Source organism: Streptomyces sp. NPDC005485 (assembly GCF_040606085.1).
GTDB lineage: Bacteria > Actinomycetota > Actinomycetes > Streptomycetales > Streptomycetaceae > Streptomyces.
In genome coordinates this window covers 68,085-80,375 of sequence record NZ_JBEXDZ010000019.1, presented here as the reverse complement: position 1 = coordinate 80,375, position 12,291 = coordinate 68,085, and the positions used below count along the sequence as shown (strand labels likewise).

Annotated in this window: 10 protein-coding genes; 3 read left to right on the top strand and 7 right to left on the bottom strand. The window is 71.0% G+C overall.

What is annotated here, in order from left to right; genetic code table 11:
* Window positions 1–1,048 precede the first annotated feature (1,048 nt).
* The gene (locus ABZS97_RS09690) at window positions 1,049–3,136 is read left to right on the top strand and encodes a SpoIIE family protein phosphatase (RefSeq protein WP_356135538.1); all 2,088 of its coding nucleotides are present in this window, start codon (window positions 1,049–1,051) and stop codon (window positions 3,134–3,136) included.
* Between the two features lie 19 nt (window positions 3,137–3,155).
* Here ABZS97_RS09690 and ABZS97_RS09685 read toward each other — a convergent pair whose 3' ends face one another.
* Genes ABZS97_RS09685 through ABZS97_RS09675 form a run of 3 tightly spaced genes read right to left on the bottom strand, consistent with a single transcriptional unit; the run spans window position 3,156 to window position 5,293 of the window.
* Window positions 3,156–3,713, bottom strand: a complete 558-nt coding sequence (locus ABZS97_RS09685; protein WP_356135536.1) for a dihydrofolate reductase family protein — start codon at window positions 3,711–3,713, stop codon at window positions 3,156–3,158.
* A 56-nt stretch (window positions 3,714–3,769) separates the two neighbouring features.
* Window positions 3,770–4,708, bottom strand: coding sequence for a sigma-70 family RNA polymerase sigma factor (locus ABZS97_RS09680; protein ID WP_356135534.1), 939 nt, complete (start codon window positions 4,706–4,708; stop codon window positions 3,770–3,772).
* Between the two features lie 39 nt (window positions 4,709–4,747).
* Complete coding sequence (locus tag ABZS97_RS09675; protein WP_356135532.1) at window positions 4,748–5,293, bottom strand: GNAT family protein; 546 nt, start codon at window positions 5,291–5,293, stop codon at window positions 4,748–4,750.
* A gap of 173 nt (window positions 5,294–5,466) precedes the next feature.
* Here ABZS97_RS09675 and ABZS97_RS09670 point away from each other — a divergent pair, with 173 nt between their 5' ends.
* Window positions 5,467–6,321, top strand: coding sequence for a GNAT family N-acetyltransferase (locus tag ABZS97_RS09670; protein ID WP_356135530.1), 855 nt, complete (start codon window positions 5,467–5,469; stop codon window positions 6,319–6,321).
* Window positions 6,322–6,492: 171 nt separating this feature from the next.
* Here ABZS97_RS09670 and ABZS97_RS09665 read toward each other — a convergent pair whose 3' ends face one another.
* From ABZS97_RS09665 to ABZS97_RS09650, 4 genes are read right to left on the bottom strand one after another with little or no spacing between them, the layout of a single operon-like run.
* Window positions 6,493–7,560: a glucose-1-phosphate thymidylyltransferase gene (locus ABZS97_RS09665; protein WP_356135528.1), complete on the bottom strand. Its 1,068-nt coding sequence runs from the start codon at window positions 7,558–7,560 to the stop codon at window positions 6,493–6,495.
* Complete coding sequence (locus ABZS97_RS09660; RefSeq protein WP_356135542.1) at window positions 7,557–8,534, bottom strand: UDP-glucuronic acid decarboxylase family protein; 978 nt, start codon at window positions 8,532–8,534, stop codon at window positions 7,557–7,559. The genes ABZS97_RS09665 and ABZS97_RS09660 overlap by 4 nt, the downstream gene beginning before the upstream one ends.
* Before the next feature lie 13 nt (window positions 8,535–8,547).
* Window positions 8,548–9,921 carry a UDP-glucose/GDP-mannose dehydrogenase family protein gene (locus tag ABZS97_RS09655; RefSeq protein ID WP_356135526.1) on the bottom strand — a complete coding sequence of 458 codons (1,374 nt, stop codon included), beginning with the start codon at window positions 9,919–9,921 and terminating at the stop codon, window positions 8,548–8,550.
* Window positions 9,912–11,192 (bottom strand): glycosyltransferase family 4 protein, encoded by a 1,281-nt coding sequence (locus tag ABZS97_RS09650; protein WP_356135524.1) that lies wholly within the window; start codon window positions 11,190–11,192, stop codon window positions 9,912–9,914. The genes ABZS97_RS09655 and ABZS97_RS09650 overlap by 10 nt, the downstream gene beginning before the upstream one ends.
* 108 nt (window positions 11,193–11,300) lie before the next feature.
* Here ABZS97_RS09650 and ABZS97_RS09645 point away from each other — a divergent pair, with 108 nt between their 5' ends.
* A complete protein-coding gene (locus tag ABZS97_RS09645; protein WP_356135522.1) occupies window positions 11,301–12,275 on the top strand; it encodes a methyltransferase domain-containing protein in 975 nt (324 codons plus the stop codon).
* Window positions 12,276–12,291 lie beyond the last annotated feature (16 nt).

The window sequence follows — 12,291 nt, the reverse complement described above, 5'->3', positions numbered from 1 at the left end:
CCCTCCCCCGCTTGTTCAAACCGGGGGGGGCGCGCCCGGCCTTGTGCCGGACGCGCCCACCGGGGTGCAAGGGCTACTTCGTGGCCGTCACCTGCAGTGGCGCGAGGTCCGGCCTCGGCACGGCCCCGGGTACTGCCGGTCAGCGATGAAGCAGCCGTGCTCTGCGGCGCCGCGCCCTTGTAGTACGACGGGCAGGAGTAGTGGGTCCCACGCCGATGGCCGCACCGACCTCGCACGATGCGGCGCGTCGGCGGCGGACCGGCGCGGCGGAGCCGGTGAGGCAGGGCCGGTGCGGCGCCTACACCGTCGGTTCATCGGATGAGCGCATGGCCCCGAACGGGGGCGTGCGCTCACGCGATCCGGTGTACGCGCGGCTGCCGCCGTGCCGCCGGGGCGGACCGCGCGTTGCACAGCGGCATGAACGGCACATCCATCACGTCGGGATACGTCAGCCTGGTGCACGCGGGGGATCACCCGCCGCATCCTCGTCCCACGGCGTCGAGCAGGCCGGACACCCCGATCTATCTCGGTCTGGTTGCCGACTGGCGGGCCAGCGGCCGAACCGTTCCCGGCCAGACGGACCCGTGGCCGGTGGAGCTCGCCCTCGGGGGTGAACCGTGGCCGTGCTGAGCAGGTCCAGCAGCGACACCCCGGTTCTCTCGCGCGCCCGTGACCTGCTGACTCGCTGGGCACGGACCGGCAGAGCGGCCGTTTCGGCCCTGGCCTCGGCCCTGCGCCGGTGGCGGCGGCCCGGCGCGCCGGATCCGCTGGCGGATCTGGTGCGGACGGCGGAGCGCCTGCACTACGGGGGCGGCGGGCGATGATTTCTGTCAGCGTGTCCCGGGCGGGAAAGAGGAGAACCGGCGGTTCGCCGGATCTGGCTGCACGTTTCGGCTACTTTCTGTGATGATCTGGCCAGTCGGTGACGACTGCGCCGACCGCCGGTCCCGGGGGGACCATGGAAGCAGCGGGGACACTGGATGAGTGATGCGGGCCGAAGCCGGTCCGGGACGGCACGGCGAACGGAACGGGCGGAGGCGGTCCTCTGATGAGCACAGCCGGATCCTTGCGGACCGATTCCGACGAGCCGGAGCCCGGGACGTCCAGGCCGAGCGGGCTGCTGGACGTGCTTGGCATGGCGGCGGTCGTGCTCGACGCCGACGGACGCATCGTGCTGTGGAGTTCGCAGGCCGAGGAACTGTTCGGTTACGCCGCACCCGAGGCGCTCGGCCAGTACGCGGGCCGTCTGATGGTCCACGAACAGCACCGCGGCCTGGTCGTCAAGCTGTTCGAACGGGTGATGGAGGTCGGCGAGGGCTGGGCCGGAGCGTTCCCCATCCGGCACAAGGACGGCACCACCCGGCTGGTGGAGTTCCGCAACACACCGCTCGTGGACGACAGCGGCGCTCGTCACGCCCTGAGCCTGGCCACGGACCGCGGCACCGTGCGGCAGGTGGAGCGCGGGCTCGCGCTCTCGGCGCAGATGGTCTCGCAGTCCCCGATCGGCCTCGCGGTCCTCGACACCGATCTGCGGTACGTGACCGTCAACCCGGCGCTGGAACGCATCAACGGCGTGTCCGCCGCGGAGCATCTGGGCCGATCGAGCCGGGAGGTCCTGCCGTTCCTCGACGTCGACGCCATCGAGGGTTCCCTGCGCCGGGTGCTGGACACCGGAACCCCGCTCGTCGACCAGCAGGCTGTAGGCCGGACCCCGGCCGATCCGGACCACGACCGTGCCTGGTCGGTCTCCATGCACCGGCTGGAGGACGCCGTCGGCACCGTGCTGGGCGTGGCCATCTCGGTGGTGGACGTCACCGAGCGGTATCTCGCGGGCATCGAGGCCGATCGCGCCCGGCGCAGGCTGGCACTGATCGCCGACGCCTCCGCCCGCATCGGCACCACTCTCGAACTGGACCAGACAGCACGCGAGTTGGCCGATGTCGCCGTGCCCGAGCTGGCGGACATCGCGGCCGTCGACCTGCTCGACGACGTCCTGCAGGGGCGGCGCGCCCATGTGCTGCCCACCGGCCCGGTCGTCATCCGGGCCCTCGCCGTCAAGGCCGACCGGCCCACCGAGGCGTTGCGTGCCGCCGACCCGCCCGGGCATGTCGCGCGCTACGCGGCCGACCGGCTCGTCACCCAGTGCGTGCACACGGGCCGGCCCGTCATGGTGCGCCATGTCGAGGACCAGGACCTGCCGCGCATAGCCCGCGACGACGAGGCGGCCACGCTGCTGTCCAGAGCGGGTGTCCACTCGTATCTCGCCGTGCCGCTGACCGCCCGCGGGGAGGTGATCGGCGCCCTCGACCTCAAGCGCACCCGCAACCCGCTGCCGTTCAGCGACGACGACGTCGTTCTGGCGCGTGAGCTGGCCGCCCGCGCGGCCGTGCAGATCGACAACGCCCGCTGGTACCAGAGCGCACGCACCACCGCTGTGACCCTGCAGCGCAGCCTGCTGCCCGCCAGCCCGCCGTCCACCGTGGGCCTGGAGGTCGCCTCCCGCTACCAGCCGGCCGACGCCGCGAGCGAGGTGGGCGGCGACTGGTTCGACCTCATCTCCCTGGAGGGCGACCGGACCGCGCTCGTCGTGGGCGACGTCATGGGCAGCGGCATCAACGCCGCCGCCACCATGGGACGCCTGCGCACCGCGACCAGCACCCTGGCCTCCCTCCAGCTCGAACCGGCCCGGCTCCTCGAACACCTCGACAAGATCACCGCGGGCCTGGACCACTACATCGCCACCTGTATCTACGCGGTCTACGACCCCCACCTGCGGCAGGTGCAGATAGCGAACGCCGGACACCTGCCGCCCGCCCTGGTCCGCGCCGAAGGCCCCTCGGAGCTGCTCGACCTGCCCACCGGCGTGCCCCTGGGCGTGGGCGGCGTCGCCTTCTCCACCACCACGGTGGCCTTCGAACCGGGCGACCAGCTCGTCCTGTACACCGATGGGCTGGTGGAAACCCGGCAGCACTCCATCGACGAGCGCCTCGCCACCTTCCTCGGCCTCCTCGACGACCCGAGCCGCCCCCTGGAAGCCCTCTGCGACCGGCTCCTGCGCACCCTGCGCCGCCCGGACAACCACGACGACGTGGCCCTCCTGGTCGCCCGGGCGCGGGACTGGTCGGCAGGGGCGTAGGCGAGACGAAAGCCTCAGGTCAGCGCGCTGCCTTGCGGTAGCGCGCGAGGACGGCGGCGCCGGACGCCTCGGCCGACAGGCACTCCAGGTCCGCGGGCGGGCTGCCGACGGGGAAGAGCCGCTCGCCGGTGCCGAGGATGCTGGGGAAGGTCAGCAGTCGGTACTCGTCGACCAGGTCCTCGGCCATCAGCGCGTGCACGACGCTCAGGCTGCCCGCGACGATCACGTCGCGCTGCTCGCGCTTGACCGCGTCGACGAGGTCGCCGTCGACGATCCGCGAGTTCTGCCAGGCCGACGTGTCGGTCAACGTCCGCGTGGCGACCAGTTTCGCCGCGGCGTTCATCCGCGCCGAGAACGGGTCCTCGCGTCCCGGCCACAGCCGCGAGAACAGCTGCCAGGTCGTACGTCCCAACAGCAGGACGCCGTCGTCCAGCGTGCTGCCCAGCCGGAACTTGTCCCCGGCGACCGCCTCGGGTCCGTGCCGGAACATCCAGCCGCCGGTCGGCGTGCCCCCGGCTCCGTCGGGGTCGGACACGAAGCCGTCCAAGGTGATGAACTGAATGACGATGACGCTCATGGCGGGGTTCCCTTCGATCGATGCTCAGCCGTACATACCGGCGGCATCGGCCCCACTCATCGCGGCCGGCGAAATTCGTCGGAAGAAATTCGCCGTGGCAGGTCGAAGGCGTCGAAGACGCGTGGATCGGTGAACACGACGTTGTGTGTGACGCGCCCATCGGTGACGGTGAGGACCTGGAGCGTGTGCAGCCGGTGGCCGCCGCCGGGCTCGGGAGCGTAGGCGGCGAGCGCGGGTTGCCCGCCGGCGGTGAGAGACCGCATGCCCCAGCCCGTCCCGCGCATCCGGAACACCCGCTCCATGAACAGGCCGTAGTCGCGGCTGCCCCGGTACCACAAGGGCACCGGCGGCATTTCCAGCACCGCTTCGTCGGTCAGGAGCCGCACCAGCGCGGGGACGTCGGCCGCCTCGAAAGCCCGCAGATACCGCTGGACCACCGCGCGCACCTCGGGATCGTCCGGCTCCGCGACCTCGTCGAGGCCGCCCACGTCCGCGAGGGCGGCGCGGGCCCGCTGCAAAGCGCTGTTGACCGCTGCGGCCGTCATCCCCAGCTGCGCGGCGACCTCGGCGGCGCTGAACTCCAGCACCTCCCGCAGGACGAGCACGGCGCGCTGCCGCGGCGGCAGGACCTGCATCGCCGCCACCAGCGCGAGCCGCAGGTCCGCCCGCACTCCCGTGTCGAACCGGGCGTCCGGAAACGGCTGCAGCCAGGGGATGTCGAGAGCCGGTGTGAGGGGCGCCTCGGGATCCGCGCTCGGCGCGCCCAGCCCGGACGGCAACGGCCGCCGCGCCCGCCCCTCCAGCGCGGTCAGACACACGTTGGTCGCGATCCGGTACAGCCAGGTCCGTACGGAAGCCCGCGTGGCGTCGTACCGGGCACGCGCCTTCCATGCGCGCAGCATCGTCTCCTGCACCAGGTCCTCGGCCTCGTGGAACGAGCCCAGCATCCGGTAGCAGTACGCCACCAGCTCACCTCGGTACGGCTCGAAGTCCACCCGCCCATGATGGCGTAAGGGGGGATTCGGGGCAGCGGATCACCCGAGGCCGTCACCGCGACCGGGCGGTGCGAAGTCGCCTCGCAGGATGCTGTAGCGCATGAGGTCGCGCCACTGCCCGTCGCGGAAGACGACGCTGCGCAGTACGCCCTCCCGGGTGAATCCGGCCTTCTCCAGGGCGCGTTGCTCGGCGATGTTGTCGACCTCGGTGTCCGCCTCGATACGCCGCACCAGGGTGTGGGCGAACAGGTAGTGGACCAGCTGCCGTTGTGCCTCGGTGCCCGCGCCCTTGCCGCGCGCCTGTGGCAGCAGGCCGACGCCGATGTTCCAGTAGAACGTGCTGCGGGTGACGACGACCTTCCGCCAGCCGACGAAACCGAGCTGTTCGCCGTCGCGTACCACCATCAAGTGGCCCGAATCGTCGGTGATCAGGCCGTTCTCCGCCCACATGCGATGCCAGCGGTCCGTGTCCCACCAGCCGAACCACTGGAAAGCACCGGCGACCTCCGGCTCCATCCGGAAGCGGTCCATGACGGACAGGTCCTGCTCGGACACCGGACGCAGGCTCACACTCTCGACGCTCATACGGTGCAAGCCTAGATCGTCCGCCCGCGGCACCCAACACCGTTGGCCAGATGGCTGGTTGGGCGGCCGTCCGCATGATCGCGACGTGGCGTACGGCACGCCGATCGGGAAGGATGCGGTGCGGTGCGGCCGATCACCGCACCGGACACCTCCCTGTGGAATGGAGCGCACAGATGACCTCTGCGGGTCCCGAGGACCTCGTCGTCACCCAGGCCTCGCTCGACGACTGGCCGGTGATCAGCGGCTGGGCGGCGGACGAGGGGTGGAACCCCGGGCTGTCGGACGGCCCGAGCTTCTTCACCCAGGACCCCGAGGGCTTCTTCCTCGGCCGGATCGGCGGGGAGCCCGTCTCGGCGATCTCCGTCGTCAACTACGGGGCCGACTACGCCTTCCTGGGCTGCTATCTCGTCCGCCCCGACCTGCGCGGCCGCGGCTATGGCATCGCCACCTGGAAGACGGGCCTAGCGCACGCCGAAGGCCGTACCGTCGGCCTCGACGGAGTGGTCGCGCAGCAGGACAACTACCGCCAGTCCGGCTTCGAACTCGCCTACCGCACCGCCCGTTTCAGCGGAACCGCCCCTGTGGGGGAGACGGCAGCGGGAGTCCGGCCTGCCGAGGCGGCGGACTTCGAGGCGATCACGGCGTACGACAGCGCCTGCTACCCCGCGGACCGGCCGCTCTTCGTGCAGCGGTGGCTCGCCACCCCCGGCCATCGCACCGTCGTCCGCCATGTCGACGGGCGTCTCACGGGCTACGGTGTGATCCGGCCGGCCCGCGACGCCCTGCGCATCGGCCCGCTGTTCGCCGACACCGCGGAGGACGCCCGGGCCCTCTTCGTCGCGCTGACCGCCGACGCCGCCGGGAGCGAGGTCGCCATCGACATCCCACGGACGACCACGGCGGGGATCGCCCTGGCGGAGGAGTTCGGCCTCACACCGTCATTCGAGACGGCCCGTATGTACACCGGACCGGTCAGGCCGTTCGCCGGGGAGCGCATCTACGGAGTCACCACGCTCGAACTGGGCTAGGCGGCGGGCGCGCGCTCCTTCAACGGCTGACCACGCAAGGACCTGGCCGAGGGCCTGGGGCTTGTCGAGCACCGTGACCGTCATATCGGGCGGGTCGTCCGGGCCGAGCAGCGTACGGACGTTGGGAACCGATGAAGGCGGCGCCGCCGGTGACCAGGATGCGGGTGCGCGTCACGACGAGATCTGTACCTTGCTGTGGTCGCCGAGTATGAGCCGGTGCACGGAGGGGATGCTCGGAGCCGGGGTGACCTCGACGTTGTGACCGATGAGCGACTCCTCGATCCGGCCGATCCCGATGACGGTCGCCCTGTGCAGCACGATCGAGTACTCGATCTCGCTGCTCTCGATGCGGCAGTCCTCGGCGATCGAGGAGAACGGGCCGATGAAGGAGTCGGAGACCACGGTTCCGGCACCGATGACGGCAGGGCCGACCACGCGGCTGCGGAAGACCTTGGCGCCGTCCTCGATCCGGACCCGGCCGATGAGTTCGCTGTACGCGTCCACGCTGCCGTCGATCCGCGGTTCGAGCGTCTCCAGAACGGAACGGTTCACCTCCAGCATGTCCGTGACGTTGCCGGTGTCCTTCCAGTATCCGGAGATCGTCGTGGCCCTTACGTCGCGGCCCTGGTCGATCAGCCACTGGATGGCGTCGGTGATCTCCAACTCCCCGCGTCGGGAGGGGCCGATGGAGCGTACGGCCTCGTGGACGGCGGGGGAGAAGAGGTACACGCCGACCAGCGCGAGATCGCTCTTGGGCATCTGCGGCTTCTCCTCCAGTCTCATCACCCGGCCCGCGTCGTCGAGTTCGGCGATTCCGAACGCCGTGGGTTCGGGCACCCGGGTCAGCAGGATCCGGGCGTCCGGCCGTTCGGCGCGGAAGCCGTCGACCAGGCCGGTGATGCCTCCGACGATGAAGTTGTCGCCGAGGTACATCACGAAGTCGTCGTTGCCGAGGAAGTCCCGGGCAATGAGAACCGCATGGGCGAGCCCGCGGGGAGCGTCCTGCGGAATGTAGGTGACGTTCAGCCCGAATGCCGAGCCGTCGCCGACCGCCGCACGGATCTCCTTCTCGGTGTCCCCGACCACGATCCCGGTCTCGGTGACTCCGGCCTCGGCGATGGCCTCAAGTCCGTAGAAGAGCACCGGCTTGTTGGCGACCGGGACCAGTTGCTTGGCCGATGTGTGTGTGATCGGGCGGAGTCGGGTGCCCGCTCCGCCGCAGAGTACGAGTGCCTTCATGATGTTCGCCCCACAGCGGACCGCTCGGGCGGCCTGACGAGTGCGTGCGGCTGCGACATGAACCAGTCCACGGTGTGCCGCAGTCCTTCTTCCAGGGGCACCCGGGGGTGCCAACCAAGACTCTCCTGAGCACGGGTGATCACCGGGCGTCGGCGGGCCGGGTCGTCGACGGGCAGCGGGAGGAAGCGGAGTTCGCTGCGCGAACCCGTCACGAGCCGGACCAGTTCGGCGAGTTCGCGTACCGTCCGTTCCTTCGGGTTGCCCAGGTTGAACGGGCCGGTGTGCTGCGAGTCCAGCAGTGCCACGAGGCCGCGGACCAGATCGTCGACGTAGCAGAAACTGCGGGTCTGGCTTCCGTCGCCGAAGACGGTCAGCGCTTCGCCGTCCAGCGCCTGGCGAATGAAGCTGGAGACCACCCGGCCGTCGTGCGGGCGCATGCGGGGACCGTAGGTGTTGAAGATCCGGACGATGCCGACGTCGGCGCCGAGGTGGCGCCGGTAGGCCATCGCGAGTGCCTCGGAGAAGCGCTTGGCCTCGTCGTAGACACTCCGCGGTCCGATGGGGTTGACGTGCCCCCAGTAGTCCTCGCTCTGCGGGTGCTCCAGCGGGTCGCCGTAGATCTCGCTGGTCGAGGCGAGGACGAAGCGTGCGCCGTGCCGTACGGCGAGTTGCAACATGTTCTCGGTGCCACGGCTACCCACGGTCAGTGTCTCCAGCGGGTGCCGGCCGTAGTCGAACGGCGATGCGGGGCTGGCCAGATGCACGACGGCGTCGACCTTCTCGGAGACCTCGACCCCCTCCGTGATGTCGCACGGGATGCACCGGAACAGCGGCTCGCGCAGCAGGTGGGCGGTGTTCTGCGGCCTGCCCGAGGAGAAGTTGTCCAGGCAGGAGACCATGTCCCCTCTGTGGACCAGGACTTCGCACACATGTGATCCCAGAAAGCCGCTGCCGCCGGACACCACCACGTGCATGGACTCCACCCCGTCAGTCGAGAGCCGGAAGCCCGGGGCCCGGAAGCGCGGGGCCCGGACGGCTGGGGCCCGGACGGCCAAGGCCCGGACGGCCGAGAGCGCGCAGCGTCCATCCAGCGGCCTGCCACACCGCCGGATCGAGGGCGTTGCGTGCGTCGAGGACGTTCGGTGTGCGCACCACCGTGGAGAGGGCGCCGGGGTCGATCTCGCGATACTGCGGCCACTCGGTCAGGTGCAGTACGACGTCGGCCTGTTCGCAGGCCTTGGTCACCTCCAGCGCGAACTGGAGCGAGGGGAAGGCCGTCCGGGCGTTGTCGACCGCCTCCGGGTCGTGCACGCGGACCTGTGCCCCCAGCCGTTGCACGGCGTCCGCGACGGCCAGTGCCGGCGAGTCACGGATGTCGTCGCTGAGCGGCTTGAAGGCCGCCCCGAGCACCGCGACGTTACGGTCCTCGAAGGACCCGCCGAGCAGGCGCCGAGCGGCGGCGACGGCACGCCGGCGCTGCCGTGTGTTGATCTCGTCGACCTGCCTCAGGAACGCCACCGACTCCCCGAGGCCGAGTTCCTCGGCGCGGGCGGTGAAGGCCCGGATGTCCTTGGGCAGGCAGCTGCCGCCGAATCCGAGTCCGGGGGCGAGGAAGCGCGGACCGATGCGGGAGTCCCGGCCGATGGCGTCGGCCAGGGTGAGCACATCGGCACCGGTCGCGTCGCAGATCTCGGCCATGGCGTTGATGAACGAGATCTTGGCGGCGAGGAAGGAGTTCGACGCCATCTTGACCAGCTCGGCGGTGGCCAGGTCGGTGCTGATGAAGGGCACGCCCGCGCGCACCATCGGCGCGTAGACGGCTCGCAGCCGCGCGTCGGCGGCGGGCGAACGGACGCCCGCGACCAGTCGCTCCGGCCGCAGGGTGTCCTGGACCGCGCAGCCCTCCCGCAGGAACTCCGGGTTCCAGGCGAGGTCGGCGTCCGGAGCGGTCGCGCTCAGCCGGCCGGCGAGCCGGGCCGCCGTGCCGACCGGCACGGTGGACTTGCCGACGATCAGATCGCCCTTGCGCAACCGCACCGCCAGTCCGTCCACGGCCGCCTCGACGTAGCGCAGGTCGGCGGCGCCCGAGACGGGATCCTGTGGCGTGCCGACGCACACGAAGTGGGTGTCGCCGAACCGGGCGGCCTCGTCGAGCGAGGTGGTGAAGCGCAGCCGGCCCGAATCCACGGTCCTGACGAGGATCTCGGACAGGCCGGGCTCGTACAACGGCGGGTGGCCCCGGCCGAGAGCGGCGATCCGCTCCTCGTCGAGGTCGACGCCGAGGACGTCGTGCCCGATGTCCGCCATGCAGGCGGCGTGCACGGCTCCCACGTATCCGGTGCCGATGACGGTCAGTCGCATGGCGAACTCCGTTCCGGGCCGCGGCCTGCTGCAAGAGGAAGGCCCAGCAGGCCGCGATAGCAGTCGTCGATGGCCGCGCACATGGCCTGCGGTGCGAAGGCCGCACGCACACGCTCACGGCCCTGGCGCCCCATGGCGGCCGCCTCCTCGGGGTGGTCGAGCATCCACAACACCCCCCGTGCCAGTCCCGCCGGGTCCGCCGCCGGTGCCAGCAGGCCGGTTGCGCCGGGCTCCACCAGATCGGGCACGCCGTTGACGGAGGTGGCGACGACGGGACGGGCGGCGGCGAGCGCCTCGGTCAGGGCGCGGCCGAGTCCCTCGTACAGGGAGGTGATGACGAAGACGTCCAGGCCTGCCACGAGTTCGGCCGCATCCGCCCGGTGGCCGGTGAGGGCCACCTCGACGCCCAGCTCCGTGGCGAGCCGCCGGACGTCCGGGGCCAGCGGGCCGTCGCCGAGCATCACGAACGTAGTGTCCGGGCGAGCGGCCCGGACCAGTGCTGCCATCCGTACGAAGTCCAGGGGAGCCTTCTGGGTGTCGATGCGCCCCACGGTTCCGACCAGGGCGGTGGCGGCGGGGACGCCGAGCGCGAGCCGGGCCGCCGGGTCGAAGTCGAGGGGGATGCGGCCCAGGTCCACTGCCGACGGCACCACGTGAACGGTGCCGGGGGGCGCCAGCCGTTGCTCGACGACTTCTTGAGCGACGCGCGGCGCGACGGCCAGGAAGCGGTGGGTGAACCGTCTGGTCGCACGCTCCAGAGCGCGGTACATCGCACGCCTGCCCGGAGACATCCGGGTGTGGAAGCTGAGGCCGTGGAAGGTGTGCACCACCACGGGCGTGCGGCACAGCCGGGCGGCGGTGCGGCCGAGGAAGCCGCCCTTCGCCGAGTGGGTGTGCACGACGGTGAACCGCTCGCGCCGGATGAGACGTACGAGCCGCCACAGGACAAGGAGATCCGCGGGGGTGAGGGTGTGGCGGTATCCCGGGATCTCGACGGTGCGAACCCCTGAGGCGCGCGCCCGGTCCCACAGATCGCCGCCCGGCATTCCCGCGACCCACACCTCGTACCGGGCGGTGTCCATTCCGACTGCCGACAGCAGCGTGTTGCCGCCGGCACCCGCCCAGAAGCGGGTGATCACATGGAGGACCTTCACCTTCGGCAGGACCGGCTGCGGCGGCAGGGCCTCACTCGGCACCACCCGCGGGGGCGGGGCCGGCCAGTCCACCGACGTGAGGTCCGGTGGGCCGGGGGCGAGCGTCTGGTGCACCATCTGCCGATCACCGCCGCGGTTGAAGATGTATATTTACGACGTATACGTACATCTTCGCCCCATCTGCGGGCCAGGTCAATCAGACAGGCATCGGCCGTGGGAGTGCGCATGACCCTGGCGGAACCGGAACTGGTCAGACACCTGCTGGTCTGTCCGCGATGCCGCTCGCCCCTGACCGCAGGCCCCGGCAACCTCTGGTGCACCTCGCCCGACTGCCCCTACGGCGACTCCCCGGGCTTTCCCGTGACCGGGCGCTGGCCGGTCCTCGTCGACTTCGAGCGAAGCGTCGTGGACCGGGCGGAGCCGGCGGCGGGGAACGACGGTGCGGACACGGGGCCGCATGCCGCGGGCGTGGTCACCGGATCCCACGCCGATCGGCTCCCCACGGCCCTGCGTCGCATCTGGAAACCCCCCGACCGGGTCGCCGCCCGACAGATCGACCTGCTGCTGCGCCGCCTTCCCGGTCCGGCGCCGACCCTGCTCGTCGTCGGCGGCGCCACCGTGGGCAATGGCGTGGCGGCGGTGTACAGCGACCCACGCGTCCAGGTCATCGCATTCGACATCGTCCGCAGCCCCGTGACGCAGTTCGTCGCCGACGCACATCAGATTCCGCTCCCCACAGGCAGCGTCGACGCGGTGCCGGCGCAGGCCGTGCTGGAGCACGTACTCGATCCGCCCCAGGTCGTCAGCGAGATCCACCGGGTTCTCAAGGACGACGGGCTCGTCTACGCGGAGACCCCGTTCCTTCAGCAAGTGCATGCGGGGCCCTACGACTTCACCCGCTTCACCGCGAGCGGCCACCGCTATCTGTTCGGGCGCTTCGACGAGGTCGCCGCCGGAACCGTCGCCGGACCGGGAACGCAACTGCTGTGGACCACCGACCACCTGGTCCGCGGTGTGACCCGCTCGGCACTGGCAGGGCGCCTGACCCGGGGACTGCTGTCCTGGCTGCGCGGCATCGACCGCGTGATCCCGCCGGACTACGCGACGGACAATGCCTCCGCTCTCTACTTCCTGGGGCGCAGACGGGAACGCGAGATGACACCGAAGGAGATCGTCGCGTATTACCGCGGGGCTCAGTAGGCGGATACGGCGGCCG

What these genes read in the sequence shown, in the direction of transcription:
- ABZS97_RS09690 (WP_356135538.1), top strand. Translation starts at nt 1,049, where the DNA reads ATGAGCACAGCCGGATCCTTGCGGACCGATTCCGACGAGCCGGAGCCC.
- ABZS97_RS09685 (WP_356135536.1), bottom strand. Translation starts at nt 3,713, where the DNA reads ATGAGCGTCATCGTCATTCAGTTCATCACCTTGGACGGCTTCGTGTCC.
- ABZS97_RS09675 (WP_356135532.1), bottom strand. Translation starts at nt 5,293, where the DNA reads ATGAGCGTCGAGAGTGTGAGCCTGCGTCCGGTGTCCGAGCAGGACCTG.
- ABZS97_RS09670 (WP_356135530.1), top strand. Translation starts at nt 5,467, where the DNA reads ATGACCTCTGCGGGTCCCGAGGACCTCGTCGTCACCCAGGCCTCGCTC.
- ABZS97_RS09665 (WP_356135528.1), bottom strand. Translation starts at nt 7,560, where the DNA reads ATGAAGGCACTCGTACTCTGCGGCGGAGCGGGCACCCGACTCCGCCCG.
- ABZS97_RS09660 (WP_356135542.1), bottom strand. Translation starts at nt 8,534, where the DNA reads ATGCACGTGGTGGTGTCCGGCGGCAGCGGCTTTCTGGGATCACATGTG.
- ABZS97_RS09655 (WP_356135526.1), bottom strand. Translation starts at nt 9,921, where the DNA reads ATGCGACTGACCGTCATCGGCACCGGATACGTGGGAGCCGTGCACGCC.
- ABZS97_RS09650 (WP_356135524.1), bottom strand. Translation starts at nt 11,192, where the DNA reads ATGGTGCACCAGACGCTCGCCCCCGGCCCACCGGACCTCACGTCGGTG.
- ABZS97_RS09645 (WP_356135522.1), top strand. Translation starts at nt 11,301, where the DNA reads ATGACCCTGGCGGAACCGGAACTGGTCAGACACCTGCTGGTCTGTCCG.